Source organism: Actinoplanes sp. NPDC000266, from assembly GCF_042899005.1.
Lineage (GTDB): Bacteria > Actinomycetota > Actinomycetes > Mycobacteriales > Micromonosporaceae > Actinoplanes.
This window is the reverse complement of record NZ_JBIAZI010000023.1, coordinates 45,749-72,601: the sequence shown is the minus strand read 5'-3', so window position 1 is coordinate 72,601 and position 26,853 is coordinate 45,749. Positions and strand designations below refer to the sequence as shown.

26 protein-coding genes are annotated in these 26,853 nt (G+C 68.6%); 5 read left to right on the top strand and 21 right to left on the bottom strand.

The genetic code is table 11. The features are described 5' to 3' along the window. Positions 1 to 90: 90 nt before the first annotated feature. The 19 genes from ACFY36_RS50600 to ACFY36_RS50510 all read right to left on the bottom strand — a co-directional run bounded on the left by ACFY36_RS50600 (position 91) and on the right by ACFY36_RS50510 (position 20,059). Positions 91 to 738: a hypothetical protein gene (locus ACFY36_RS50600; protein WP_499753102.1), complete on the bottom strand. Its 648-nt coding sequence runs from the start codon at positions 736 to 738 to the stop codon at positions 91 to 93. Positions 739 to 764: 26 nt separating this feature from the next. Next, positions 765 to 1,256, bottom strand: a complete 492-nt coding sequence (locus tag ACFY36_RS50595) for a MarR family winged helix-turn-helix transcriptional regulator (RefSeq protein WP_499753101.1) — start codon at positions 1,254 to 1,256, stop codon at positions 765 to 767. A gap of 263 nt (positions 1,257 to 1,519) precedes the next feature. Next, complete coding sequence (locus ACFY36_RS50590; RefSeq protein ID WP_499753100.1) at positions 1,520 to 2,629, bottom strand: alpha/beta hydrolase; 1,110 nt, start codon at positions 2,627 to 2,629, stop codon at positions 1,520 to 1,522. 82 nt (positions 2,630 to 2,711) lie between these two features. Beyond that, complete coding sequence (locus ACFY36_RS50585; RefSeq protein ID WP_499753099.1) at positions 2,712 to 3,815, bottom strand: peptidoglycan DD-metalloendopeptidase family protein; 1,104 nt, start codon at positions 3,813 to 3,815, stop codon at positions 2,712 to 2,714. After that, entirely contained in the window at positions 3,812 to 4,321 is a 510-nt protein-coding gene (locus tag ACFY36_RS50580; RefSeq protein ID WP_499753098.1) for a hypothetical protein, read from the bottom strand. Before ACFY36_RS50580 ends, ACFY36_RS50585 begins: the two co-directional genes overlap by 4 nt. Next, entirely contained in the window at positions 4,318 to 4,575 is a 258-nt protein-coding gene (locus ACFY36_RS50575) for a hypothetical protein (protein WP_499753097.1), read from the bottom strand. Before ACFY36_RS50575 ends, ACFY36_RS50580 begins: the two co-directional genes overlap by 4 nt. Next, the gene (locus ACFY36_RS50570; protein WP_499753096.1) at positions 4,575 to 4,889 is read right to left on the bottom strand and encodes a hypothetical protein; all 315 of its coding nucleotides are present in this window, start codon (positions 4,887 to 4,889) and stop codon (positions 4,575 to 4,577) included. Before ACFY36_RS50570 ends, ACFY36_RS50575 begins: the two co-directional genes overlap by 1 nt. Then, the gene (locus ACFY36_RS50565; protein ID WP_499753095.1) at positions 4,886 to 5,515 is read right to left on the bottom strand and encodes a hypothetical protein; all 630 of its coding nucleotides are present in this window, start codon (positions 5,513 to 5,515) and stop codon (positions 4,886 to 4,888) included. Before ACFY36_RS50565 ends, ACFY36_RS50570 begins: the two co-directional genes overlap by 4 nt. Then, on the bottom strand, positions 5,515 to 7,365 hold the full coding sequence (locus ACFY36_RS50560; RefSeq protein WP_499753094.1) for a type IV secretory system conjugative DNA transfer family protein: 1,851 nt from the start codon (positions 7,363 to 7,365) through the stop codon (positions 5,515 to 5,517). The genes ACFY36_RS50565 and ACFY36_RS50560 overlap by 1 nt, the downstream gene beginning before the upstream one ends. After that, entirely contained in the window at positions 7,362 to 8,930 is a 1,569-nt protein-coding gene (locus tag ACFY36_RS50555; RefSeq protein WP_499753093.1) for a putative type IV secretion/conjugal transfer ATPase, read from the bottom strand. Before ACFY36_RS50555 ends, ACFY36_RS50560 begins: the two co-directional genes overlap by 4 nt. Beyond that, the gene (locus ACFY36_RS50550; RefSeq protein WP_499753092.1) at positions 8,927 to 10,432 is read right to left on the bottom strand and encodes an SCO6880 family protein; all 1,506 of its coding nucleotides are present in this window, start codon (positions 10,430 to 10,432) and stop codon (positions 8,927 to 8,929) included. Before ACFY36_RS50550 ends, ACFY36_RS50555 begins: the two co-directional genes overlap by 4 nt. A 26-nt stretch (positions 10,433 to 10,458) precedes the next feature. Continuing rightward, positions 10,459 to 12,549, bottom strand: coding sequence for a hypothetical protein (locus tag ACFY36_RS50545; protein ID WP_499753091.1), 2,091 nt, complete (start codon positions 12,547 to 12,549; stop codon positions 10,459 to 10,461). Between the two features lie 116 nt (positions 12,550 to 12,665). Beyond that, the gene (locus ACFY36_RS50540; RefSeq protein WP_499753090.1) at positions 12,666 to 13,028 is read right to left on the bottom strand and encodes a hypothetical protein; all 363 of its coding nucleotides are present in this window, start codon (positions 13,026 to 13,028) and stop codon (positions 12,666 to 12,668) included. After that, positions 13,028 to 13,873, bottom strand: coding sequence for a MinD/ParA family ATP-binding protein (locus tag ACFY36_RS50535; protein WP_499753089.1), 846 nt, complete (start codon positions 13,871 to 13,873; stop codon positions 13,028 to 13,030). The genes ACFY36_RS50540 and ACFY36_RS50535 overlap by 1 nt, the downstream gene beginning before the upstream one ends. Positions 13,874 to 14,664: 791 nt before the next feature. Next, the gene (locus tag ACFY36_RS50530; protein ID WP_499753088.1) at positions 14,665 to 14,853 is read right to left on the bottom strand and encodes a DNA-binding protein; all 189 of its coding nucleotides are present in this window, start codon (positions 14,851 to 14,853) and stop codon (positions 14,665 to 14,667) included. Positions 14,854 to 15,134: 281 nt separating this feature from the next. Further along, the gene (locus tag ACFY36_RS50525; protein WP_499753087.1) at positions 15,135 to 16,280 is read right to left on the bottom strand and encodes a histidine decarboxylase; all 1,146 of its coding nucleotides are present in this window, start codon (positions 16,278 to 16,280) and stop codon (positions 15,135 to 15,137) included. Further along, on the bottom strand, positions 16,277 to 17,548 hold the full coding sequence (locus tag ACFY36_RS50520; RefSeq protein WP_499753086.1) for a cytochrome P450: 1,272 nt from the start codon (positions 17,546 to 17,548) through the stop codon (positions 16,277 to 16,279). Before ACFY36_RS50520 ends, ACFY36_RS50525 begins: the two co-directional genes overlap by 4 nt. A gap of 69 nt (positions 17,549 to 17,617) precedes the next feature. Then, on the bottom strand, positions 17,618 to 19,399 hold the full coding sequence (locus tag ACFY36_RS50515) for an asparagine synthase-related protein (RefSeq protein WP_499753085.1): 1,782 nt from the start codon (positions 19,397 to 19,399) through the stop codon (positions 17,618 to 17,620). Between the two features lie 27 nt (positions 19,400 to 19,426). Beyond that, positions 19,427 to 20,059 (bottom strand): hypothetical protein, encoded by a 633-nt coding sequence (locus tag ACFY36_RS50510; RefSeq protein ID WP_499753084.1) that lies wholly within the window; start codon positions 20,057 to 20,059, stop codon positions 19,427 to 19,429. Between the two features lie 108 nt (positions 20,060 to 20,167). Here ACFY36_RS50510 and ACFY36_RS50505 point away from each other — a divergent pair, with 108 nt between their 5' ends. Next, positions 20,168 to 20,917 (top strand): hypothetical protein, encoded by a 750-nt coding sequence (locus ACFY36_RS50505; protein ID WP_499753083.1) that lies wholly within the window; start codon positions 20,168 to 20,170, stop codon positions 20,915 to 20,917. A gap of 58 nt (positions 20,918 to 20,975) precedes the next feature. On the opposite strand, the gene ACFY36_RS50500 is transcribed toward ACFY36_RS50505, so the two are convergent. After that, complete coding sequence (locus ACFY36_RS50500; RefSeq protein WP_499753082.1) at positions 20,976 to 21,101, bottom strand: hypothetical protein; 126 nt, start codon at positions 21,099 to 21,101, stop codon at positions 20,976 to 20,978. Positions 21,102 to 22,341: 1,240 nt separating this feature from the next. Here ACFY36_RS50500 and ACFY36_RS50495 point away from each other — a divergent pair. The 4 genes from ACFY36_RS50495 (at position 22,342) to ACFY36_RS50480 (ending at position 25,312) form a co-directional block, all read left to right on the top strand. Further along, positions 22,342 to 22,827 carry a helix-turn-helix domain-containing protein gene (locus ACFY36_RS50495; RefSeq protein WP_499753081.1) on the top strand — a complete coding sequence of 162 codons (486 nt, stop codon included), beginning with the start codon at positions 22,342 to 22,344 and terminating at the stop codon, positions 22,825 to 22,827. 115 nt (positions 22,828 to 22,942) lie between these two features. Continuing rightward, complete coding sequence (locus ACFY36_RS50490) at positions 22,943 to 23,488, top strand: hypothetical protein (RefSeq protein WP_499753080.1); 546 nt, start codon at positions 22,943 to 22,945, stop codon at positions 23,486 to 23,488. Continuing rightward, complete coding sequence (locus tag ACFY36_RS50485) at positions 23,485 to 24,699, top strand: MAB_1171c family putative transporter (protein WP_499753079.1); 1,215 nt, start codon at positions 23,485 to 23,487, stop codon at positions 24,697 to 24,699. The genes ACFY36_RS50490 and ACFY36_RS50485 overlap by 4 nt, the downstream gene beginning before the upstream one ends. Beyond that, positions 24,674 to 25,312, top strand: coding sequence for a phosphoesterase PA-phosphatase (locus ACFY36_RS50480; RefSeq protein ID WP_499753078.1), 639 nt, complete (start codon positions 24,674 to 24,676; stop codon positions 25,310 to 25,312). Before ACFY36_RS50485 ends, ACFY36_RS50480 begins: the two co-directional genes overlap by 26 nt. Positions 25,313 to 25,505: 193 nt before the next feature. Here the strand turns inward: ACFY36_RS50480 and ACFY36_RS50475 are convergent, their stop codons facing one another. Further along, a complete protein-coding gene (locus tag ACFY36_RS50475; RefSeq protein ID WP_499753077.1) occupies positions 25,506 to 26,564 on the bottom strand; it encodes a YaaC family protein in 1,059 nt (352 codons plus the stop codon). Between the last annotated feature and the right edge of the window lie 289 nt (positions 26,565 to 26,853).

The window sequence follows — 26,853 nt, the reverse complement described above, 5'->3', positions numbered from 1 at the left end:
CCAGTCAACGAGAGCACGAATCGCCGAGGCCGTTGATGAGAAGAGCAGCGGCGTCCAACCAGGCGGCCTGACCGTGGCCGGGCGCACGGGTCAGGCCGCCATGGCCGCCATGACGTGGCGGGCGACCGCCGTCAGCAGTTCACTGGTGGTCGCGGCGGGGATCCGCTGGCGGACGATCTGGTTGATGGAGACGCGCAGGTAGAGGTTGCCGTCGTACAGGCTCAGGTGGACGCCGGTCTGCGGGTCGCTGCGGAGGTAGGCGCTCTGGGCGAGGCCGGGGACCTCGGCGATGCTGTAGGCCTTGGCGTCTGCCGCCCGGGTGCCGTCGTAGATGAGCTGGGCGCTGCCGGAGGTGGCCACCATGGCGTGGAGGCTGACCAGGCTGCGCGTCGCCGGCACCCCGTACTGCCGGTCGCAGCGGACGAACGACGCGACCGAGTTGCGCTGCTCGTGCGGCTGCGTCAGCGGGCCGGCGTCGGGGCCAAGGGCCGTGGTGAGCGCGTCGAGGTCGAGCAGGTCGCAGCTCTCCCGCACGCTCAGGACGGCGTAGGAGCGAGGGCTAGCACCGCTCGGCGTTCGCGACGGCTGGGCCACAGCGCTGGCGGAGGTCGCGGTGTGCGGTGGGCCGGCCGGGCTCGTGTGACAGGCCGCGATACTCAGCGAGCAGGCCGCCACCACGGCGACAACGACGGCGCGCAGCAGCGGGCGTGGGAAACAAGAGTGGGCGCGGATGAACATCGACCGAGTCCTTTCGTGGCGTGCGGTCATGTGGTGATCAGGCGGCGCAGCAGGTCGACGGCGACCGGGTCGAGGCCGTCGACGCGGCCGTTGCGCAGGTCGCCGACTGCGGCGGCCAACAGCGGCCGCAGGCGTGCGACAAGCTCGGCGGCGGCCGTGGTGGGATACAGGCGCACGGCGACCGGATCGCTGAGCCGATGCCGGGCACGGCGGATCAGATGACGCGCAGCCAAATCTGTCGAGATCACGCTGACCGTCGGTTTCGCCAGGCCGGTGATCGCGGCGACGGTGCGCGTGTCGATCGGCCGGCGGCTGACGACCAGCTGCAACACGTCGAAGCTGTTCCAGGTCAGATGGGCTCCGCGCAGCACGGTGTTCTCGAGATGGCGGCGCACCAGCTGGCCGGCCCGGCTCAGGATCGCGGTCTGGGCCAGCACGTCGATCCCAGCCCGATCGCAGGGCTCGTCGAGCAGCCGCCCCCGCTCGCCGTCCGCAATCGGCGAATCCGGGCTGATCATGATCGCTTCCGCGGTTCCCGGTGCCGCCCACCGAGGGACGCGCGGCGCCCGATGCCAAGGCTCCGGCGCCGATGCCGGCCTCGTATGCCTGGCTGCCGGGCGTGGTTGCCGTACGGCAGCCGTCGCGGGCGGGCAGGCGGTGCAGACAGCGCCGCGGTGAACAGCAGCAGGAGAAGGTCGGGATGGTCTGCGGGGATCAGCACGGGTTCCGCTTTCGTCGAGATCGGGCTGCGCCGACGGCAGAGAGCGTCCAGGCGCACGGGTTAGCTGGTGCAGCGTGTGATCGCTGGTGTGGCCGCGTAGGGGTGCCCGGTGATCCAGCTGGTGATGGCGGCGGCCGCGGCCTCGGCGGTGCGGTGCAGGGCGATCGAGTGGCCGGTGCCGGCGATGACGGCCGCGTCCAGGACCGTGTCGGCGGGGTAGAAGCCGCGTTCGCGCGCGCAGAGGTCGTTGGCGGTGGCGCAGGCCAGACCGGGGCCGCAGAAGATCACGTCGTCAGCGCCGACGACCAGCAGGACGGGCACGCGGATCTGGCGGCTGTCGGCGGCCTGCCGGCCCAGGTCGAGCGCGAGTTCCCCGCTGGTCGCGGTCGCCTTGGTCCGCTCATCCCATGCGGCCGCGCCTGGGATGGCGGTCGCCGGGTTGAGGAAGTACTCGGCGCGGGTGCCGGGCTGGGTGGTGAGGTAGCCGTCGGGCAGTCCCGCGTGGGCGTATGCCGGGTCGGCGCCGGCCGGGTGGAGGTTGGCGGCGAAGGCGGCCTCGGTGGTCCAGTTCAGCTCGTGCAGCAGGCCGGTGAGCACGAGCTGGTCGAGGTCCTGGAACGCGGCGGTCTCGGCTTGCAGGATCATGCTGCCGTAGGAGTGCCCGACGCCCACCACCCGCGTGAACCGGCCGAGCTCGCCGTCCCGCAGCGCGCTGACCAGTTGGTGGATGACGGTCGCCTCAGCGTCGAGGGTGACCTGTTCGGCCGGGGGTGTGCCGGATCCGCCGGTGCCGACGCGGTCGAACACGAATACGGCGGTGCCGGTAGTCAGCGCCGTACGGACGTAGCCGCTGTCCGGACCTTCGGGGCCGGTCCAATAGGTGTGGGCGTAGGTCAGCCCGGGCACCAGCAGCTGCACCGTCCCGGTCGGCTGCCGGGGCTGGCACAGCCAGCCCCGGATCCGGTACTGGCGGGCATCGCGGTGGCCGGTGAGGCCGACCTCGGCGGTCCGGGCCGCACAGCCCGGCTTCGCGGGCCGCGGCCATGGATCGGCGACCGCGGCCTGCGGCGCGGCCACGAGCAGCGCGGCCAGGACAAGCACGGCGCTCAGCCAGCCCGGGAAACGGCGGCCGGCTGACCGGCGAGTCTGGTACTGCGGTGATGGGCTCACGGTGGACCTCCACTGAAAGTCAGTGCATCTGGCTGGATTTCGGGTGTGGCCGGAAGGCCGAAGGAACGGCGGTGGTGAGGGGTTAGGAGCCGAGAGGGGCTCCTACGGTCCACATGAACGCCTGCGGATCTTGGGCGTTGTCGCTGGTCAGCCGGCATCGGCTGGGGCCGCAGGTGACGTTGTGGTGGACCTCGAAATGCAGGTGCGGGCCCGAGGAATGGCCGCTGGTGCCGACCAAACCGAGCGGATCGCCGGCGTTGACGTGCTGCCCGTCGACCACGCCCGGTTGGCGGACCATGTGGCAGTAGCGGGTGGCGATCTGTCCGGCGTGGAGGATTTCGACGAACCAGCCGCAACCCGGCGTGGAGGGGCTGCCGTCGATGTCGCAGTTGCCGGTGTCGTCGTCGCAGCCGGCCCAGACCACCTCGCCGCCGGCGGCGGCCCGGATAACCGTGTGGCGTTTCGCCCCAAGGTCGACGCCCTGATGCTTGGGCCTCAACGGCGACCGGAACTCAGAGACGATGCTCGCCTTCACCGGCTGGGTCCAGCCGCCGGTCGATACCAGCATCGGGGCCGGGCCGCAGTCGGCCAGGCTCGCTCCCGCGAGGTCGGTGATCGACGCTTTGCCGGTCACCGCAGCCACGACGGTCTCGGCGTCGTTCTCGTATTTGGCGTAGCGGTCCGGAAAGGCCGAACGCTGCACGCGCTGGGCGGCGACGGTCAAAGGCAGCGTCTCCCAGCCAGGCACCCGCTGCAGCGCCGCGTAGAACGTGGTCGCCGCGTAGACCGGGTCGACCAGCTGGGCCGGGTTACCCCAGCCCTGGCTCGGGCGTTGCTGGAACAGGCCGAGCGAGTCGTGGTCGTTGCGGGCGCCGAGGTCCCCGTGGTTGGTCAGGCTCGATTCGGTCATCGCGGTGGCCACGGCGACCACCCAGCCCCGGGCCGGAACCTGCTGCCGCTGGCCGACGGCGACGATGATCGCCGCGTTGTCGACCTGGGCGCTGCTCCACTGCCCGACCGCACCGGCATGGGCCGTGACATTCACCTGCCCGTGTGCGTCAGTGGTGGTGGTAGTAGTGCTGCAGGCGGCGCTGGCCGGGCTGTCGTCCAGGACCACCGCCAGGGGCAGCCCGCACAAGGCGAGCAGGCCGCCGAACACGAGCAGCGCCACGATGACGCGTTTCACCGGACGGTCTCCGCGGCGGGCTCGGCGGTGGCGATCAGCCAGCGGCCGGCGGTGTTGACCACGGTGACCCGCACGGCCCCCGCGTCGGTCGGGACGTCCGTGACCAGCACGGCGGTCGTCGAGGACACCGGTGTCGGCGGCCCAGTGGTGCTTCGGGCGGGCACCTGGGCTGGGTCGGTGTCGGCCAGCAGGCTGGCGTAGCCGGGCGTGACCAGCGGCCGCAACGCCGCATACCAGTCGGCGTGGTTCATGGCCGGGCGGGCCCAGCGGCGTACGTAGGTCAGCGCGGCCAGCATGCCGGCGTTTGGCGGGGGCGCGCTGGTAGCGGTACCGACGCTGTCCTCGTCCTCGTGGTGGTTACGCACAGCTTTATCCACAGGCCCGGCCGTCGCGGTGACGCTTGAGCTCGCGGGAGTGCCGGACGGCGAGGGCGGGGTGCTGGTGCAGGCGGCCGCGGCGGTGAGGAGGAGGACGGCGAGCGGTGCGGCCCAGTGCCGGGTCTTCATGCTGTCTGCTTCGAGCTCGAGGCGGTGCCGAGGGCCTCGTTGGCCAGCACGGCGATACCGCGGGCGCGGGTGTGCAGGATCGTCAAGGCGTGGTGGCGTTCGGTCGGGGTGTCGACGAGATGCGCTTCCAGCAACGCCGTGTTGACGGCGAAGGCCCGGTTGCCGAGCTCGCGCAGCAGAGCGAGATATCGCAGGTATGGGCTGTCGGGTTGCTCGTCCGTCGTGCCCGCGTCGGCCAGGGTTGTGGTGTCCATCAGGGCTCCAGGTCCGGGTCGCCGCCGGAATTGGGATCGGGGTCGGGGTCGTAATCGCCGTCGAGGCGTCCGTCGGTTTCGGCGTCGAGGCGCACACGGTTGGCGTCTTCGATTTCGGCGTCGCGGTCGAGGTCGTATTCCGGGTGGGGTCCGCTCACGGGCTCCTCCTCCAGGTCGTTGGTGGTCTCGTCGGTCTCGGGTTCGGGGGCGGTGATGAGCTGGTACAGGCCGTCGATCTGCCGGTACTGGGCGGCGAGGGCGGCGAGGAGCTGGTTCCAGTCGTGGCTGGTGGTGATCTCGGCCGGGACGGTCATGGCCGGTCCTCCCTCGCCGGCTCGGCACCAGTGGCCGGCGGGGTGGTGCGGTGGCCGAGGTCGGTGTTCGCCGTCTCGATGGCGGTGTCCTGCCAGTCGTCCGGCCAGGCCAGTTCGACCTGCCGGGCGGTGTGCTCGCCGTTGCGGCAGCGGGTGGCGTCGTCCCAACCGCGCAGCCGTTCCCGCGCGCGGGCGAGGCGCTCGTGCCACAACAGAGGGCCGTCGGCCAGCGCGTCGTCGCCATAACAGGCGTGCCACGCCGCGGCCAGAGCGGTGAGTTCTTCGACCAGGGGCGGGTGCTGGTACCAGCAGGCAGGGATCTCCTCGGCCAACTGATACCGGTCGACGAACCAGTCCACCCAGCCGATCAGCCACGCCCACGCGCCAGCCGCGGCATCGCGGTCGAGTTCGGTCCAGCGCAGCGGCCACGGCATCGCGTCCGGCGCCTTGCGCGGACCACCGCTGGAGCGCTGCTGTTGGCGGGTGACGGTGTCGCGCAGGTCGAGGTGCTGCTGGTGCAGCGACTCCACCGCCGCGGTCAACGTCGCTACCGAGGCGGCGAGCTGAGCAAGCGCGGTCATGTCCGCCGGCGCGTCATCGGGCAGCTCGAAGTCGAAGCCGGCCATCACGATCCCTCGGCGAGACGGCGGCGGAACCGTTCACGGCCGGCAGTGAGTTCCGCGCTGTCGGGGCGTTGCCACCACGCAGGCACGGTGATCTCGACCGGTGACAACGCACCCACGAGGGCGATCGCATGGCCTTCGGGCAGGGTGCGCAGCTCGGACAGGTCCAGCAGCTGCTCGCGGCGCACGTTCTCGCTGACCGACGCCCGGCCACCACCCCACGAATGACTCGAGGAGACCTCAGAGACATGCCCGGCCAGCGCCTGCGCGTCGCGCAGCCCGGCCACGTCGGTGGAACCGCCGATGATCAGCCGCGCGTTGGCGGAGTCGGCGACGGCACGGCCGCCTTTGTCGCCCCAGCGTTCGCGCAGCTGGTGGCTGTTCTGGGTGAAGATGCTGACCGCGATCCCGGACCCGCCGCCCTCACTCATCAAGCTGGGCAGGGAAGGCAGTGGGGCGATGTTGGCGATCTCGTCACCGATGAAATACAGGCACGGCTCGATCCGGCCGCCCGGCGACGTCAAGGCCAGCTTCTTGGCCTGGTAGAGGATGTCTTCGGCCATCGCGGCCAGCAGCGGCGCGATCAGCGCCTGCGCGTCCCGGGTGCCGACCAGATACAGCGTCCCGGACTCGCGCAGCCAGTCGACCGGCCGGAACTGCGTGCCCCGCGGCGGGGAACACGCGTGCAGCACGCGCGGGTCGTTGAACGCGTCTAGGGCACCGGCGACCACGGATTGGACGGTGTCGCGGGCCCGGCCGGTGCTCTCGCGGTGCCGGGCCAGCCGGTCCGCCCACGAATCCACGTGATGCGCACGCAGGATCCGCTCCGGGCGCGCATTGTTGGGGTTCTGCGACCAGGCCAGAACGTCGACCATCGTGGCCTTCTCGTCGAGGGCGGCGGCGTGCAGCAGGCCGCGCAGGACGGTGGCGGCCTGGTCGCGGAACCACTGCCCGTTCTCCACCGAATCGGCGCCGATCCCCGAGCCGGCGGCGAACCCCTGCGCGCGCAGCATCGCCACGATCTGGTCCTGCGCGCCTTCGATCGGAGACCAGCGCAGCCGCGGCACCCCCGGCACCTCACCCTGCGGTTCGCAGATCCAGGTCGGGCCGAGCGCAGCGCGCCGCTCGTAGGTAACCTCGGCGACGTCCAGGCGGGTCGATGTCGTGATGACCGCACCCCGGGCGTCCGCGACAGCCGGGATCACATAGCGAGTGGTCTTGTTGCCGAACCGGGGCGGAGCCGCAACCATCAGCGTGTACTCATTGGCCAGATACAGCGGCCGGCGGCTGGTCGCGTCGAAACCCAGGAACCGGCCCGTTTCCAAGGGATCGGCCCGGCGTGCAGCCTTCGCCGTACGAGTCGGCTCGTCGTCGTGTTCGGTGATCGTCAGGCCGGGGCGGATCACGTCCACTCGGGAACGGACCCCGTCCGCGCCGAGCAGCGCCCGAATCTCGGCGTTGCCGGCGAACCCAGCGCGCCGCACCCGGCGCCCAACCGGGGCCAGGACCAGAAGCAGGCCGAGCAGGACGGCGGAGAACAGCAGCCCCCACAGCGGGTAGACCAGCCAGGGCGAGCCCACCTCGGCGCGCGCTTGGCTCGGCCACCCGGCGGCCGGATCCGCGAGGTCGCCGACGAGGCGGAACGCGATCCCAGGGGCGTCGCCGGGTCCGCTGTTCGGCCAGGCCGCATGCGAGACCAGGCCGCTGAGCTGCCCGGCGAGCCACAGCGTCAGCATGGCCGTCGTTGTTCCGACCACGATCAGGACCAGCAGGAAGATGCGGACCCGGATATCGGCGCGGGGGTGGCCCTGCCGCGGCGGGTGATGCCCGGGTGAAGACAGCGGTGGGGTCATCGCGCGCCCCTGTCCGTCGTGACGGTCGAGAGCGGCCCCGTGCTGTGATGCGCGTCGGCGTCCTTGCCGATCGCAGCGTGCATGCGGCCGTCGGTATGTACCATCGCCGTCTCGGCCCGCGAGAGCTGGTGTTTGACGACGTAGGAGCGGGTGCCGATCTTCCACATGCCGACGCCCTGGCGCAGGAACCGCAGCAGGTCGGTCTCCACATCAGTGGTGGCCAGGAACTCGCGGGCCTGCTCGACGCTGCCGACCGCTTGCCGGTAGGAGACCCTCACGCCGGTGTCCTCGATCAGCCCACGGGCGATGCGGACTTGCTCGGAGTCCGCGCTGCCGGAAGCGGCCAGGTCGGAGAACCGGTGGAATGCCAGTACGTTCGCGATCCCGAGGGCGCGGGCGAGTTTGAGTTGTTCGCGCATCCGGCGGATCAGTGGCAGGTGCCGTGCGATCAGCGCGAACTCGTCGTAGAAGCAGACCCTGGGTGGGGCATTCGGCGCGGACAGTTCGGTCTCGAGCCACGACTGCGCGCACGACATGGCCATGGCGGTCATTGCGTCCGATGCCCGGATCGCCCGCAGATCCAAGATCGCACCCGGCTGCGTGAAGTCGAGGCGAGCGCTGGCGGTCGCTGGCCCGTCGAACACCCCACCGAGCGCACCTGAGATCAGCCGTTCCAGGGCGAGGCGGACCCGGCGGGAGTCGGCGGTGAACACGTCGACCGGGTAGGCCAGCGGGTCGAGGCGATGCTGCCACTGCTCCGGCTTGCCGGTCGAGGCCAGCACGGTCGACAGGGTGGGGGTGGCCATCCGGTCGGGGCTGGCGTCGTGTTCGCGGGTGACCGCGTCGACGGCGTACTCCAGCAGCGACCTCTCGGCCTCGTTCAGCGGCCCGCCGACCTGGATTTCGAGGAGGCCTTCGAGCAGCAGCAGGCGTCGGGAGCGTTGCAGCTGCAGCCACTGCTGCTCGGTTTGCCCAGAGTGGCGGCGGATCGAGGCGAGGGGGTTCATGGTGACGCCCAGGCCGGGGCCGATCCGGACCGGTGTGATGCCGGCCAGCGCGGCGAGGGATTCGTATTCGCCTTTGACGTCGGTGACGAAGAAGCGCTGCCCGAAGGGGATCCCGCGCCAGGCCAGGCATTTGAGCAGGCTGCTCTTGCCGCTGCCGATTTCCCCGGTCACCGTCATGTTCGGCGCGGTCAACACCTTCGCCCGGTACAGCTCGTGCAGCGAGAACACGAACGCCGACCGGCTGAACACGTCCATGCCGATCAGCGGCCCATCCACGCCAAGGCCCGGGTCGGTGACGAACGGATACACCGAGCAGAGCTGGGCAGCGGTCGTGGTCAGCGGGGGCAGCTTCAACAGCGCCCCGACCCGCCCGGCCGCGCGGCCGTAGGCGCCGCGCCGTCCCGCAGCGACGGGGCCGAGGAGCCGGTCGGTGTGCCGGGTGAGAGCCTTCTGTTCCCGAGCCAGGACGCGTTCGGCGTGCGCGAGGTCGCGTTGCGCGGCCCGCTGGGTGATCCGGTCGCCGAGCGAGCCTTCGCGGCGCAAGATCCGGCGGGTCATGCCGCCCACCCCCGCAAGGGCTTGAGCCCGCGGGCCAGCGGCAGCGCCCCGGCCAGGAACGCCTGATCCTGCTCGCCAGCCAGAGACACGGCTTCGCAGCCGGCCCGCGACAGGATCCGCCGCACCGAACGCACATCACGGTCCAGTTCGGCGAGGGTGGTGGCGGTGACGGTGACCAGCAGGGCGTACTGGTAGCGGGTGTGCCCGGCGGCCTGCTCACGGTCAATCCGCTCGACCGCGCGGGCTTCGTCGTTCTCGCGGGCCGTGCGGACCAGACGGAGTTTGCGTTTGGTGAGCTCGTCCCCGGCTTTGGTGACCTTGTCGCGCCGGGTGGCCAACTGGGCGAGGGCGGCCGGGACCGGCTGCGCGACCAGGGTGACCGTGCGCCGGCACGTCGTGCGTACATACAACGGCGTCAGCCACGTCGGCCCGACCGGCTGGCGCGGCATCTGCGCCACCCACAGGGTGCGCGAAAGGCCGGAGTCGTGCTGGTAGGTGTTCCAGCCCAGCGTGCAGGCGGCGACCGGCCCGGCCAGCCGTGGCTCCACGCCGGCTTGCGCGACGGTGGGGGTGATGGTGCGCAGGTCGATGGTCTCTTGGTCGGCCGGGTCGTACTGAGTGCGGATGACGGCGGCGTAGCCGCGCGGGGACAGCCAGCCGCCCGAGGTGACGCCGGCCTCGACGACGGCGGCTTCAATACCGGCCAGCCGGTCCAAGACCACGGTGGCGATCGCAGCGTCGGTGCCACCGGCCTGGGCGACCTCCTTCGACAGGCGAGCGAGGTCGAACACGACGCTCAGGTAGATGTCGTGCCTTTGGGCCGCCGGAGCGGCGTCGGCGGTCAACTGTGCCAGCGACCGGTAGGCGGCCGTGCTGGTGTCGACGGTGTTGTCCGCCAGGTAGCGCTGGGCGGCGTTGCCGGTGTCCGGCACCGCCCGCGCGGTCACCGCCCACCGGATCAGACCGGTGTCGGCGTACTCGCCGAGAATGTTGAGCAGCTGCGCCCAATCGGTGAGCCGCTGATCCTGCACATCGGTGTCGGCCAGGATCAGATTCGCACCCCGGCAAGCCAGCGCGGCCGTGATCGTCTTCTCCGCCTTGTGTCGCAGCAGCCCGATCTGGGTAGTGCCGTCGGCGGCCGTGGCGGTCAGCCACGTGTAGCCGGCGGCCGGGCCGGGCAGGTCCATCCACTGCGCGAGCACGTTCGGCGCGTACGGGCCACCCCGGTACTCGCTCTGCCCGGTGCCGCGCTGCCACAAGGCCCCGACCACGACCGGCAGCCACTCGGTCAGCCGACGCCCTTTCACCCGCAGCAACCCGAACGTGACCAGCAGCGCACAGCCGGCGAACATGACCAGCCCGCTCACCCGGTGCCCGGCCACGAGCAGGTTCAGGCCGACCACCGCAGTCAGGACACCGGCCATCACCAGGGCGATCTGCGACCAGGAAAACCCGAGCACGGCCCCGCCGGTCGACCGGGGCGGAAATTGGAATCTCGTCATCGTGATGTCTCCCCGAGTGGGTGGATTTAGAGCGGGACGACCGGCGCGTCTCCGGCAGCCGCCACGGCGCCGCGGGCCTCACCCGCAGCCGGTTTGTCGCCCTCGGCGCCGCGTTCGCCGGAGGCGGGTTCTGCACCGGCACCGGCACTCGTCGGGTGCAGGGCCGAGGGCTGCGCGCCGGGCGATGAGCCGCTCGATGTCACCGAGGCGTCTGAAGGCTCCGCCGAGGAACTCGAGCCGACCGCGCCGGTCGAAGGACTGGCCGGCTCAGGCGCCGACGGCATCGGCGTGTCCGGTGAACTCTGCGCTGCCGTGCCGGGCTGTTCGGCGTTGGGCTGCATCGGGTTGGGCGGTGCTGCCGGCTCGCTGGTAGCGCCGCCGGGAATGCCCTTTGGCAGGGAGTCCAGGTCGTGTTGAGCGGCCGCCGTGTCGGCGGCGGTGCCCTCAGCCTCACTGGCATTCAGGGCGTCGTCACCGCCGGCTTGTTCGCCCGCGCTGGGGTTTGCGGTGGTGTCTCCGACCGGCCCGTGGTCACCGCCGGTCGAGGCGGCGTCGGCAGCCTGCCGACCTTTGCCGTCGCCGATTCCCGCCCCTGCCTCCAACTGCCCGGTAGGTCCGGGTGTGGTGGCCGTGTTCGCGGTGTTGTCGTCCATCACCGCAGCCGCCCCGCCCGCCGGACTACCCGCGGACGCGGCGCCATCGCGCAGGCCGCTACCGAAAGCGGCCCCGAGCTCGAGCGGGTTGCCGGCGGTCGACATCAGGCCGTGCGCGTTGACGTCGGACAGGTAGCCGTCCCACATCGTCGTCAATCGCAACAGAATCCACGGGGCGGCGACCATCAGCCAGATCAGCAGCACCGCTCGGAGGGCGTTCATCACGTCGTCCGAGCCGTACGCCGACCGCGACCCGTAGATCCACAACTGCGCGATGAAAAACTTCGAGGAGCCGAGGGCGTTGACCGTCCAGAACCAGCGGCGGCCCCAATGCCGGGTCTCGGGCATGACCTGCCCGGTCATCGCCATCGCCCCGAACAGCGCCGCGCCGGTAGCCAGCAGACCACGAAACAGCATGACCACGAACAACAGCAACAGGCCGACCGCGGCCAGCGCCGACAGCAGCAACGCCACCAACAGGGTGCCCACCCCGCCGGTCAGATTGGTAAACGAGGTGACCAGCTTCGACGCGTCATACGGCCGGCTGGCGTTCGCCATGATCACGGCGTTCGTGGCCTGATCCCAGGCGGCGACAATCGTGTAGGCGATCCCCGCGGCGAAACTGATTCCCAGCACCGCCCGGACGAGGCCGCCAAGGGTCGAAAGCGGGCCGGGCCCGGCCGAGGTGCGCAGCCCGTTGATGATCGTCGAGACGATGAAGAACACGAAGATCACCGCGATGAGCACGCCCGCGATGGAGTTGTAGGTGACGTAGAACGCGTCGTCCGGCGTGCTGATCGCCGTGGCCGTGAACACCAATGTCGCCAGCTTGGACAGCAGGAACACGGTGCCTTGCACGACGACGTCGACCAGGCCCTGAATGCCGGTGCGGACGCCGGAGCTCAACGCGTCTTCGGTGGCGTGCTGCACTTCGCAGCTGACGTCGACTCGCCCGCAGTTAGGCCGTTTCGGGTCGGGGTCGTACAGCTGCGTCGCCCACGTCTGCACCTGCCGCCCACAGGCGGATCGTTTGGAATCCCACAGAATCCGCTGCCGGTCGTCGGAACCAAGCCCGCCCGGCGGTGATTGCAGCGCACAGTTGATCAGCCCGGCCGGGCCGCTGCCGGTGCTGGGGCCATCCATCAGCACCGAAGCGGTGCCATCCTCCGGCGTTTCGTCGAGGCCGATCGACGCGGCAACACACGACGCTCGGCCCTCGTCGCTGATGGCTTTGCTGCACTGGGTCACCCAGTGCGAGCGGCCACCATCCGGGATGTCGTCAACGTGCACGGCCCACGGCATGCACCACGCCACCGCGCCCGCCGGCTGCGCTGGCGCCTTGGCCACACAAGCGCTGTCGACAGCCACGGCCGGCGGGCTGGGCGCCGGCGTCGGCTCCGCCTGCGCCGGGACGGCACCGGCCACCAGCACCACCAACACCGCCGAAGCCACGAGGAGCAGCACACGCAGCCACCGCATGGTTGCTCGCCCAGACCCGGAAGTCGGCTGGCCCGGCACGTCCGGCCGCCACGATGACCGGTCGGCCGGCGCGACGAGCGCAGGGAGGTTCCTGTACGCGGTCACAGGACCAACAGCCCTGCGACGATGGCCGTCCCGGAACCCACGATCACTGCCGTGAAACCAGCCCGCCACATCATGGATTTGCCGCGGTCGGACACGATGTGGGCGCCGAAAATGGGGCCGATGCTGAAGGCAATCGCGCCGGCGATCAGGCCACAGACTGCGGCCACTCCGCCGAGGAACATGACGGCGCGCATGATCGTGTAGAAGATGTCGGACTTCGGGATCGCGGATCCGTCGGGATGCACGCGGTCCCAGTCGAAGCCGGTGCTCGTCGGTGCCGGCGCCGGATCTGGCGCCCGCATCTGCTGGGCCAGGGTGGTGAGGCGCACGGCCGGCCACAGGGTCAGAGCCGTCAGCATCAGAGCCGCCCCACCGGCAGGAACGCCTGCCCTGTTGCGGGGTCGGCGCAGCGGGTGATGACCTCCTCGGCCAGCCGCAGCAGCGCTCGCCGCGTCGCCTTGCGTAGCCGGCGCGGGTCGGCCGGTTCCGGCCGGGTCAGGAGTGGATCGAACGGAATCTGCACCACGGCCGGAATCACCGTGGCGGCCTGCCGGACCACGGCCGCGACGTCGCGGCTGGTCGACCTGCTCGTGGCGACAACGGCCAGAACGGCGCGTTCGACGATGCTCCCGTGCCCAGCCGCGTGCAGGTGAGTGAGCAGCCGCATCGCGTGCTGCACCCCATCGGGGGTGGCCCGCGCGGTCAGAACAGTGGTGTCCGCGGTGGCGAGGGTGGCCCACACACTGGAGAAATAGGCGGGTAGAAGGTCACACACGGTCAGCGCGTACAGCCGGCGAACCGTCTGCGTGACGGCGTCAGCCTCGTCGTGTTTCGGTGGGCGACGCCCGGCCACCTCGGTTTCCCCGACCAGGGCGGAGAGCCCGCACGGGCCGGGCTGGGTCCACCGTTCGACCTCGCGACGCGAGGTCAGCGTCTCGAGGTCACGGACGGTGTCCCAGATGGTGCCCGCCGTCGACCGGCCGATCCGGTCGGCCAGCCCGCCCCACGGATGCGGCGCCATGTCGACGGCCAGGACCGGGCCCGGCACGGCGAGCGCCAGCATCGAACCGAGCGCGGCGACCACGGTGGATCGGCCGACCCCACCGTCCGCCGACGACACGGCGACCATCGCGGCCGGGCGAAGCCGGGCCGCACGCAGCCAGACCCGCTCCGCGAGCTCGGCCGGGCCGAACTGATGCGGCACCGGCCGCGGCAGAGACGCCGCCGAAACCAGCGCCGCCCTTGGCACACCGGCGGCGACAGCGGCTGTACCCAGGACGGGCGCCGGCTGCTCGGCGCGGCCGATCAAGGTTGCGTTACTTCGCTGTGGAGTATCCGGCACGGTGGACGCGCTCGGGGAAGTCAAGGACAGCACGACGATTCTCCCGAAGTGAGGAATTGGGAGTAAGTCGTGCTGACCACGACGGTTTATCGAATACCGAACGTGGTCAGCACGACAGACGGCCGTTTATTTTCGGCCGGTGCCCGACTGACCTGAACCGGCACCAGGTGTGCCTCATGTAAATGGCGTTCAGGTCGCGGCCGGTGTCCCCCCCTGGACAATCACGCCGGCCGTCCACTTCCCTGTATGACGTGATGGAGGGGGAAGTAGATGTCGATCACAGATCGATCCTGTCGGCACGGCATGCACGGAGGAAGTTGTCCGAGGTTGTCTGGAGTTAACCGGTGTTGTCCCTCGAAGGCGCCGCAACCACGACGGACTTCGGAATGAATCAGCAAGACGTCGCACTCACTCCTGATCGCAACGCCGATGTCAGTACAGAAGGTTGCTCAAATGCTACGAGACTTGCTTTAATCTTCAGTGGAAAGCGCCTACTTAATCAGCATGGCCGATCTAGCCGGTCCACCCTCACGGGCACGCCTGACAGAAGTCGCGCGAGGCCCGACCACCGCATCGGGGCGCCCCATGGCATTGTTCGAAAACATCCTTGCTGACGATTTTCGCGGCGCAAGGTTCAAATGTGGACGGCCGACTCAACGCTGGGCGCGCTTGCCCGGCCAGGGCCGATGCACCCGGATCCACTGGTCGACATCGCTGGTCAGCCACACCTTGCCCTGCTTCAAGTCAGCTACCGGGCGCGGGAAGCCCTCGCGGGTGGTGATCTGGTAGGCGCGCTGCCGGCTGCACGAACCCAGCCGCACGCGGATCTCGTGAGCACCCATGAGAGAAAGCGTACCGTCGGCCATTCGCACGACTATAGTCGAACGACTACCCCGCCGCGAGTGGTGCGCGCCGGTGGAGAGGCCCCGAGACCCAGGCAGCGGTCTCTCAGGAGACCCGATCCACCCCTACTTCCTCCGGCCCGGCTCGCACCGGGGTGAGCCGGATTCGAGGAGGCTGGCGTGGAAGACCCGGTAGCACTGCTCGAAGCGAGCAGCAGCGAGTCCGGCCAGCGTCGGCAACCCTTCCTTCAACAAGCGAGCCCTGCGCGGGGCCGAGGCAACTACCTTGGAATCGGCCGCGGGAGGACAACACGGCGTAGGTCATCGGCGAGGGCGTCGATCCGGGCCCGGCGTACGCCGGGCATACAGATCAGGTGTGACCACTGGCCGGCGGCGGGCAGCGGCCATCGTTGCCGGAGTTCGGGCGGGAGCGGCTGTAGCATGACGGTCATCGCACCCGCATTCCGCCAGGCCGGCCATCCGACCGCGCCGAGGCGGCGGACGGCGTAGCCGGCGAGCTCGCGGGCGGCATGGGCGCGGGCGGCCATGCCGTCGGCGCCGAGGCGTTGGATGGCGTACCAGAGCATGGCCGCGGACAGGCCGTTGCGGGAGCCGGTGATGGTGGTGTCTCGGCTGGCGATGTAAGGCACCGCCGGGGCGTTGCTGGCCCGTCGGCGGGCGAGCACGACACCGCAGACCAGCGGGGTGCCCAAGAATTTGTGTCCGGAGATGGAGATGCTGTCGGCGCCGTCGGCGAGGTCGAACCCCGGCCGCCCATCGAGTGAGGCGAGAGGGATGCCGGCCAGGGCGGCATCGGAGTGCACGTAGCGGCCACTGATGCGAGCGGTGTCGAGGGCGGCGTGGATGCGGTGGACGTCGTCGACGGCCTCGCTCATCGTAGTACCGATGTTCGCCACCACGACCGCCCGGCGCTGGGGCGCCTGGGCGGCTTTGCGGGTGAGGTCGGTGTAGTCGATGCCGCCGGTCGCGGTGGCCGCGACCGGCACCGCGGGCAGGGCGAGCAGGTGGCAGGCTTTCGGCACGCTGTAGTGGGTTTCGGAGCTGTAGTAGACGGCCGCGCCGGGTAGGGCGGTGCGTGCTTGCAGCAGCGCGTAGAGGTTGCCTTCGGTGCCGCCGGTGGTGACGTAGCCGCCGTGTCCGGCGGGCGCGTGAAACAGGTCGGCGAAGAAGGCGAGGACGTCGCGTTCGAGGTCCATGGTGTGGCCCGGATATTGCGGGTCATTCTGGGGGTCGCCAACGTTGTTGAGTAGGTGCGCGAGCAGCGGCGCGAGCGGCTGGTAGTCCAGGTCGGTGGCGGCGGGGAAGCCGATGTTGCCTGGGGCGGTGGCGGCGCGGGCGCACAGGCCGGCCAGCCGGGCCTCGAGCGCGGCTGGCGGGGCGGCGGGTGAGGTGGCGAGTCTGGTCATCGGATGCCTGCTTCGGTGCTCGGGTGCGCGATGGGGCAGCTTCCGGTCTGCTGGGGGTGTGCGGGCATCGTGCGGTGCTGGCGCAGGGCGGCGCTGGGCCGAGTCGTGAGAGGACGGCTGGTGTCGACGGTGAGGTTGGGGACACGGCGGGCGAGTAGGTGCAGGGCGGTGGTCAGTTCCAGGCGGGCCAGGGCCGCGCCGATGCAGTGGTGGGATCCGGCGCCGAAGGCCAGGTGCTGCCCAGCGCGCGGCCGTGTCGGGTCGAAGACGTGTGGCTGTGAGTAGACGTCGCGGTCGTGTCCGGCGGTGCCGATCGGCACGAGGCAACGGCTGCCTGCCGGAATGGTGACTTGGTCGAGGGTGACGTCGGTGAGGGTCAGCCGCAGCCAGCCGTCGATCGCGGGGCAGTGCCGCAACGTTTCTTCGACGAAGCCGGCCAGGTACTGGTCGTCGCGGGCGAGTCGCGCCCAGCGGCCGGGTTCGGCCAGGGCATGCCGCAGAGCGTTGCCGAGGGCAGCGGCGGTTGTTTCCGAGCCGGCGCCGACGATGTTCAGGGTCAGCGCGGCGACTTCAGCGACGGTGAGTTTGGCGTCATCCTCGTTGCGGTAGCGCAGTAAGTCCCCGACGATGCCACCGCCGAACTGGGTTGCAGCGGCGCGGTGTTCGACGGTGTGCTGGCAGTACTGCCAGAGGGCCACACACGAGCGGGCGCAGGCCAGCTGCTCGTCCGGCGTCGGGTTGCCCCATACGAGGTGGGCGAAGTCGTCGGTCCACGCCTGGATGTCGGCGGCGTCACTGGCGGGCAGTCCAAGGACGTCGAGGATGACCCGCAGGGGCAACTGCACACTGAAGTGCATCAGGTCGACGGTTCCCCGGCCGGCCAGGCTCGTGATCAGCTCCTCGGTACGGGCGGCGACTATCGGCCCCCACTGCTGGCTCGCGCGGGCGGGTGTGGTGGGGAACAGGGCACGCAGGACGGCGCGGGTGCGCAGGTGCTCGGGCCGGTCTGCGGTGACCGAGACCGGGCGTGCGTCGATTCCGGCCAGGACCGCGCGCGTTTGCGGGCTGGCGGCCTGGATCGGGGCGAGAGTGGCGGCGTTGGAGAAGCGGTCGGTGTCGGCGAGCACGGTGCGGACGTTGTCGTGGCCGCCGATCAGCCACAAGTCGAGGGCGGGGTCGTAACCGACGGTGTAGCCGGTGGCGAGCAGCCGTCGCCAGGCGGCGGCGGGGTCTCGGCTGTAGGCAGGACTGAACGGGTCGAGTCGCACGCTGCTGGTCCTTCAGTCAGGATGGCGGAACCCGGACGCCGGGCCGTGCCGCCCGGCAGTTGCCGGGTTTCAGGTCAGGGTGATGTGGTGCCGCTCGAGCCACTCGGCGACTTCGAGGACGTGAGTGATGGGGCTGTGCCTGTACGGTCCGCGGGCGACTGCGGGCATCGTGAGCGCGTCGGCGACGCGTTGGGCGTCGAGCAGGCTGGCCAGCGGCGTGTCCTTGTCCCGGATGAGTTCGAGCAGCCGCAGGTGTTGGGTCCGGTGCCAGGCGGCCATGTTCGGCATCGCCGGGAACGGCAGGGGTTTGAGCCAGGTGATCGGGGCCGGTACGAGGTCGGCGACGGCACGCAGCAGCAGGCCGTTCGCGACGCCGCGCGGATGCCGCAGATAGTTGGGAATGTTGTACAGGTAGGAGGCCAGCAGCCAGTCCGCCATCGGCGTCTGCACGGCCAGACCGGCGGCGCCGGCGAGTTGGTCGAGCCGGACCAACAGCCGCGGCAGGTAGTGCGTCAACGCCAAGTGGGTTTTGATGCGCTGCTGCCTCCCGAGCATCCCGGCGCCGGAAAGATGAGGGACGGTGGCGGTGGCCTGGTCGTAGCGGCGCAGCCGGTATCGGTCCGGGCGCAGCCGCGCCCGGGTTTCCGCGTTGAGAAGATCGGTGGCGGCGAGGCCGTAGGGCCGCCACGGAAAGTCCGCCGTCGCGGGAGAGCTTGGCTGTCGGAGCCAGCGATAGCTACCGAAGACGGTGGCGGCGCCGTCTCCGGTGACGATACTTTCGGCGCCTGTGGCCGCGATCCGGTCCAGCAGTGCGACCAGCGGGGCATCGATCGCAGGCTCGCCTGGCAGGTCGAGGGCAGCCCGCGCGGCGGCCGGCGCTCGGGGCAGCCCCAGCCAGCCGGCGATCAGCAGATGGTGGCGCAGCCGCAGGTGGGACGCGGCCAGGCTGGCTGCTCTCAGATGCGGGACTTTGTTCGGCTTCAGCGGCGTCGAGCCGCCGGAGATGAGAGTCCAGACGCTGCGCTGCTGGTCGCCCGGCCCTGCGGTCATGGCGCCGGCGGCGGCGGACGCGACGCCGCCGGACAGCAGCACGGCGTCGGCGGGGTGAGCACGCAGGTGCTCGGTTCTTGCGGCCAGCAGATCGTGGATAGTGGCGACCGTTTCCGTGAGGCTGTGGTGGTGCACGTCAGCCTCGAAAGAGAAGTAGCGGCGCCGGCGCACCCCGGCGGGAGTAGTCCGGACGAGCTCGCCAGGCAGCACCTCGGCCACGTCGCGGATCACCCCATGCCCCGGGGTCCGAACCGGTCCGAGCGCGAGCAGCTCGTTGAGGCCGTCCGCGTCGACAATCGGTTCGACCTCGGGGTGCGCCAACAGCGCGGTCACCGTTGAGGCGAAAACAACGCCATCGCCGCGCTGGGCGTAGAACAGTGTTTTGGCGCCGATGGCGTCGCGCATCAGGACTAGCTGCCGGGCGCGGTTGTCCCAGATTGCGATCGCATAGCTGCCATCGATGCGGTCGGCGAGCCCGGCTCCCCAGGCCCGGTAGGCGTGTAGCAGCAGGTCCGCGTCACTGGCCAGCGGCCGGGGACGTTCGAACAACTGGTGTTCGAGGTGGGTCCGGTTGCTCAGCTGCCCGTCGACGACAACGGAAAGGTCTGGATCGGGGTGTTCGGGGTGACGCCAGTCGGCGTATCCGGTGCGTGGATGGCAGTGGCCGAACGCGGCGTGCCGGGCGAGCCGGACAGAATCCGCCGGCATCTCGCAGATGCCGAGGGCGGTGGTCATCGTGATGATCGTGCGGTGTTCGTCGCTCAGGTCGCGGGCGTGATGAATCCAGCCGATGAGGCCCATACAAGCCTTCGCTCCAGTTCAGGGTGGTCAGTTGAAGCCGGGCGGCCAGAGCTGGCGGCGCTCCAGGTCTGCGGTGGGCGTGCGCAGCATCGGCTGCACCCAGGGGCCGCCATCAAGCCGGTACGGATCGCCCGGCTGGTACCCGGCCGCGCTCAGCCGCCGGATCGCGGCAGGATCGGCGGCCTGCGCGAACGCCGGAACTGCCGCGCGGTCGAGGCCTCGATGCCGATGGGCGAGCAGGGCTGCCGCATCGGCGTCGTCGGTTGCGACGAGGACCGCAAGATCCAGGTGTTCCACGTCGGGCTGATGTGCGGCCAGGACGGCCAGCCGCTGCAGAACCTTCTCGGTGGCTGTTCCGTCGTTGAGGTTGGCTGGACGGGGCAGGTCCGTGGTTCGATCGAGCCAGATCGCTGCGGAGCGCCCCGCAATCAGATCGACGTACCCATGGCCGAGCGCGTGCGTGACCAGAATCGTCGCAAGCCACCTGAGAATGTGCTCGCGACGTTCGGCACCGGCAATGAGCCAGTCAATGACCGGCTGTCCAGCCATGTAGGTGGCGGCAAGGCTGGCGACCGCGGCGATGTCAGTGGGCGTCGCACACACCACCGCCGCCGGCAGTCGCGCAAGGTGAGCTGCGGTGTACGCGCCGGAATCAAACACGTGTTCACCTTGGCTGAAGCCCACAGGTGCGGGGTAGTTGTCTGGGGTTGTCTGGGGTTATCCGACGCGGTTCGCCTTGACGCACGGGACGGCAAGCGGTTATGCACCTTGAAGACCGTCCGGAACCGAACCGTGCGGTCGCCCGCGATTGCACTGTTCGACCAGGAGACGCCCCAGATGCATGTGCAGACACAGCAGTTGCTGCAACCCGACACCGGAACGCAGCTGACCAATGCGGTGCGCCTGGCGCTGATCGAGATGGGCGAGGCCTGCAACCAAGCCGGCCTGATCGTCAATCAGGCGATCGTCTTCCACGCGCAGGTGCAGGCATACGCCGAGCCGAAAAGAGCCAGGCCCACCGACATCGGTCTGACGACGCAGCTCATCAACGATCTCGAACTGCTCGCCGAGCAGCATCACGATCAGGCGCTCGTAGTGATGGCACGAGCTGCCACGGTGTACGCCGTCTACGCCTCACAAGTGGCGACCGCGGTGGCGCTTCAACAGGTTCCACCGCTGCCACAGGCGGAGGTGATCCTGCCTTCGGACCTGATCCTCGCCTTCGATCATTACCTGCCGCCTGTTCCGTTCAGCGACCCATCGGCGCAATCGGCTGAGCAGATCGACACTCTTGCCGCGGCCCGCCAAGACCTCGCCAGGTTGATCAGCGAGCAGATGCAGGGCGAGCCGATCACCTACTACGACGACGTCGCCGCAGTCACCGCCGAGCTCGGCAGCACGGACCGGCTCACGGACTTCCCTGACGCCCTACACGCCTACGCCGCCGCGCTGGTGTGGTACCTCAGCATCGCCAGCAACGACGCTGAGTGCGACGACGGCAGCCCAGCGCCGCACTAGCGGACCTCCACAGCCGCAGTCCGCCCTCGGGCAGGATGTAGATCAGCAGGCTCTCAGCTCAGAAGCGGAAGTCGGGATCCGCCCACAGGCCTAGATCGACGACAGTCACTCCAAGCGCATGAGCCAGCAGGTGCCGGTTGTACTGGCTGGGCACCTTGTGGCCGTTCTCCCATTTACTCAGCATGATCTTCAGGCTCTCCAGACGGGCTGTGCCACCATGACCAACAGCCGCGTCACGCATCCGCTGCGCGAGTTGTGGCTGTGACCACCGCCGAGCAAGGCGCATCCGGCGCAAGCGCGCCCCGAACAATTTGCCGGTGGGGCGGTCCGGCTCAATTAACTGGCTCGGTTCTATGCAACTAGCTGCAGGCGTTCGGCGGTCAAGCGGCCGCGGAACCTGAGTGGTGCACTCGTCGTCATTTCCATCGTGCCGGCTCACCGCTTCGCCGCCAGCTTGTCGCCCGGTCCGGCGAGATGGATCGCGTACATCGAACCTTCGGTTTCTTGTGCCACCCCCGTCAGGATCCCAGCCTCGGCTGCTATCACATCGCAACGAATGTCCGACATACTCTCCCCCACGAGCTCTCCTCATGAGGCCGCTGGGATGCAGGGCCTCCACGTTCGCCGGCCACGCCTTATGCAGCCGTTGCTGACAGCGGCTCAGGGTGCGGCGATATTTCGCCTGACCCGCCTCGCCCATTTCCTCGCCGAAACGGACGGAAGAACGACTTTCGGTCCCGGCTCAACCCAGGGAAGGCAACACAGGAAGCGCGCCAATCGTGGCCGTGAACGCAAGAAGCGCATCGCACTGCACTGTTCGGATACCGAGTCTGAGCATCAAGGCCGGCGACCGGCTGACCACTCGTTGCAACACCGTCCGGCACAACGCCTCCTTGGCTGCCGTCAACTGGGAACGATGAGCGCGGGCGCTCGCGTACCCGCCGGTTGACACAAGACATAGCCGATCATGAGTATGACTCGCGTCATTGTCAACTGACAGACCGTGATTAAGATCCCGCCTTGAGCACCAGTTGACAACCCATCGAGACGAGAATTCCCAGCTCAAGCCAGCCATGTTCCCCATAGCCGACTTATGAGACATTTAGAGTGAGGTCCCCTTATGGGGACGTAGGGCTCGGCCGAACCGGAGGACGCTCCGACGGCTTGGCCCGCAGATGCGCGCCAACCTCCGCCGCGCTCTACGACGCTGCAGATTCACCAGGCAAGGGCAGGCCAGTCCAGGCTCCAAGCTCATCTGAGCCTCAGCCCGTCAGCCGTCAACCAGTCGTCTCCGCCGACCCCGCGGCCCCAACCGCTGGTTGACACCCTGCCGATCATACGTAGGATCCTCGATGGACGGTTGCCATTCGCATCGATGAATCGCCCGCTGGACAGTTGTTCGGTTGATGAGGGAGCAATGACACGTGGACGCCAAAGAAGGTCCCCCTGAGCTGGACACTCTGCAAGAGCGACTTGCCTACCTGTTCGACAAGATGCGGCCCGCCGGGAAACCCAGGTACACATACCGGCAGGCATCCGACGCTATCCGCGAAGACCAGGGATTCACCATGTCGGGCGCCTACATCCACCAGTTGACTACAGGCGAAAGAGTCAATCCTCGGATAGATCAGGTCAGGGCACTGGCCAGATTTTTCGGCGTTCCGCCAGGCTTTCTCCTCGGCGATGAGGGCAGCGATATCGTCGCCGAGCAGATCGAGCGGCTACAGCAAGCGAAGGAAGCGAAGGAACGACTCCAAAAATTGGATGATGCGATGAAGGATCCGAGCGTCCGTCTCGTCGCGCTGAAGGCACGTAATCTGTCGCCGTCGCATCTCGGTTTGGTATCGGCCGTTCTCGACGAGGTGCTCCGGCTCGAGGGCAAGGAGGACGATGACCCCCCATCGCAATGACAACTACCTGCACTACCTTGGCAGCTCGCATGGCCAGTCAGCCAACGCTGACCGCCTGCTCCATACGTGTCAAGCGCGCCCCCACGACGGCGGGGGCCTCGCGAGGAGTTCTGCGGTGGATGCGAAACCAGTCAGGCGCTACGAGCAACGTCTCCGTGACCTCAAGATCACCATCCCAACCCCGTTCGACGCCCGAGCCTTCTGCGATCATGTCGCAGAACAACGCGGCCGACCAATGACAGTGATCATGATGGATGCGGGCGAGGCGACCGCGCCCTGCGGTTTGTGGCTTGCCACCAAAAAAGCTGACTACATCGTCGTCGACAGCACCGTACCGCCGGTAATGCGCGACCACATCCTTCTCCACGAGACGGCGCACATCATCTGCGATCACCGAGGTTTGCTCAACGTGACACCAGAGATGCTGCAGCTCGACGTCCTGGACCCGGCCGTCGTCGAACGAGTACTCGGGCGAAACAGCGGCATCAATGATCGTTACGACACTGCCGAGGAACGCGAGGCCGAGGGCTTAGCAAGCGTGATTACCGAGTTCGCAGCACGTTGCTCGCCCGTCCCGCGTCCCCGTCAGTCTGGCACCGACACTGCCGCCGTGCTTGACCGATTCAGTTCCGCCCTGGTCGGCGACAGGCACTGGCGGTGACCCGTCCCGATTACGTTGTCGCCGCGCTCATCGCGTTCGTCGCCTGCGGCGTCAAACTCCGCCAACTTCGCCGGGATCCGCACAACCCCGCCCTGCGTGCCATCTGCGGGGCTCTCGCCGCACTCGGGCTGTGTGTCGTGGTCGGCTGGCCGCCGCTGTACGTCGCGCTCGACGAGGCCACCGGCTTGCCGAATATCGCCCGCTACATTGAGCACTCCATCTCCCTCGTTGCCGCCGCCTCGGTGCAGACCCTGTTCCTGTTCCTCGGCGATCCAGAACGGGCCCCTCGTCGAGTACAAATCCGATGGATAGCCCTCGGCGTAGCCGTTGCAGTCATGGGCGCGGCATTTGCTCAGGGCAAGTTCAACGTGGAAGCACCGCTGGACTTCGCAACCCGTTACGCGAACACCCCGCAATTGTCGCAATACATGCTCGCGTTCCTGGCGTTTCTCCTCGTGACGATGTACGACATCCTGCGCAGGTCGGCGCAGTACGGTCAGCAGCTCCCGCCGTCACTACTCCGGCTCGGCACCCGCCTACTGCTGGCCGGCTCCGTGGTCGGCCTGATCTACGTGGCGCACAAGGCAACGTTTCTCATCTGCAGACTGCTCGACCTTCCCCTGTCCTGGGACGAAGGCCCGGTGTCGCAGACACTGTTGCTGCTGGGCATCACGCTCGTCGCGGGAGGCCTCGTAATCCCCGGCATCGGCCCCTACCTAACCGATGTCTGGCAATGGCCACGCAGGTACCGGCTCTACACCGACATGATGCCGCTGTGGGAGGACATCCACGGCGTGGTCCGCGACGTCAACCTGCATCCCCCGCGTAGGCGCCCCAGCATCCGGCTCATGAGCGTCGCGCTGTATCGGCGCGTCATCGAAATCCGCGACGGACTACGCGAGCTACGCAAGTACGTCAACGCGACGGTCGTCTCCCACGCCACCCAACTAGCTACCGAACACGAACTTCCCGCCCGAGACGCCCGAGCCACCGGAGAGGCCGCCGGCATCGCAGTCATGCTGGACTACGTCATCGCCACCCCCGCCGACGCTAGAAAGCCCCTCGCCGACAAAAGCGCTACCCGCGTGACCCAAGACGCCGGAGACAGCCTCGACGAAGACGCCCAATGGCTCGCATCCGTATCCCGTGCATACGCCCAGTCACCTATCGTTGCCGAGGTTCGCCGTGCCCAGCGTCCCACCGCCCCCTAACGACACAACATCGCCGGCGAAACCGGCTGGCGTCCAGCGCCTCGCTCGGTGGATCACCGAGATCTTCACTCCCGGAATCCTGGTCGCCGTCCTGCTGATCCTGGTCGCCTGGCACGCCACCGGCACCGCAACCCAAGCCGCGATCTACGGTCTTATCGCGGCAGGGACCGCCAGCTTCCTTCCGCTGCTCTACATCATCCGCGGCGTACGGAAGGGCCGGCTGAGCGACAAACACATCGTCGTGCACTCCCAACGACGCATCCCCATGTTCGTCATCCTAGTCTCGACCACGGCCGGCACCGCTGCGCTCGCCCTCGCCGGAGCACCTAGGGAACTACTCGCGCTCATCGTCTCGATGGTGGCCGCCCTCCTCGTCGCGGTACCGATCACCGCCTTCGCCCGGTGGGGCGTCTCGATCCACTGCCTCGTCGCGGCCGGCACCGCGGCCGCTCTGGGTGTCATCTATGGCACACTCACCTCGCCATGCTGGTTGCTCGTCGTTGCGATCGGATGGGCGCGGATACAACTGAAAGAGCACACCCTGCGTCAGGTGCTTGCGGGAGCGGCAATCGGAGCTTCCGCGACGGGCTTGCTGTTTCCACTCCTGTCATAAGGGGCTGCGAGACCGATAACGTCCGACACAGGTTGACGACGCCACACAGGACGGCGGCGGACGGAACGGGACGGCGGCACTCTTGTCGGGGTGCGAGTAGGTAAGTGTCGCACCGGTTGATGCCGTATCGGCGGTCATTGAGTGCTCGAACGCTCCACCCATGGCGGCTGGGTGGAACTGGGGTTCGATTCGATTACCTCAAGGACATCCAAATTCGTTCCGGAACCTTCTGAGCTGCGATGTCCAGCACGCGCTCCAGCGACACGGCTAGGCGTGATCGGTCGGGATCAATTGCCCTCGCCCATGCTGCAGGGTAGTAGCGCACGAGGCACGACAAGCCGAAGAGTAAAGCCCACCACAGCATGAACGGGTGAGGCGCCGGCCCGCCTGCGATTGCTGGCAGAGCGAAGCCGACAAGGTGCGGCACCGGCCTAAGCGGGTGGTCCGGCGAAACCTCGATCACAGGAAATAGCCGATCCTCCAGCTCCCAATATTCGGCAAAGGCCATCGATCCGGGGACGGGTAGGCCGAGTGCTGCTCGCTGATCTTCTCCGTGACCGTATGGACCTCGAGTAACTGGATCGTCGGGCTGAGCTTCGATCAGCCCGTTGGGCCCTTGCTTGATCGGCGTCAGGCCGACAAGCGACGGGTAATCGGTGAGCGCAGCCGCGACCTCACTCGCGGTCGCACCGGCGAGTGGGACTTCCACCCCAAGAAACCCACCTGTGGTGATCGGCTCGGTGGTCGAGTCGAAGGTCGGGTTCTGGTACTGATGAATGCCTCGTCCCCCGATCATACGATCAATCGGCCCGTGCCAACTTCCGAACTCGGGCGGTCTCGGTACGTCCTTCAGATCCGGGTTGGCAGCCCACAACGCCCCGAGCTCACCTGCGCCGGCCAGGGAAGGGGAGCCCAGCGCCGCGCAGACGGCTTGGAACGCCCCGTCCCCATGTGGCGTAACCGCGCCTTGAAGAATGTTCTTCTCGCGATGATCGAGGTTGAGCTTCAATCCGTGGCGCTGAGGATATAGGCCAGTACTCTTCGCTGCAGAGATCGCAAAGCCCGCCTGCTCCATTGCGTAGAAAAGGGGCAATGCGCTGGATGCGTATCCTGCCGCAGCAGCTGCGCCTCCAAGCTCCTCGGCATGCCGGAGAGCCGCCCGATAGGTCTCGACCCGCTTGTCATGCGCTTCGTTGAGTACGGCAGGAGCTGCTCTCATCGCGCGGATGTCACGCCATAGATCGCTGGACACCCGATGGTTTTACCATCAACCGCTCAGCACCCGCGCACGGTGTAGCGTGTCCGCCGCGACAGAGGGTGAGGCAGGCTGCCACCGAAGCCTCCCAGCGACGTCGAACAGGGTCCTGGCGAGCCCATCGGCTCCATTCCAAGGTGCCCGGCGGCTTCAGGTATGCATAGGTATCGCGCGTAAGGTGATGTAAGCCGTGCGTGTGCGCCAACCGGGTCATGATCGAGGTTCGCTCTCGACACAAGACGCCGCGTACCCAGGACTCCCGTTCGAACCGCCACATACACCCCAA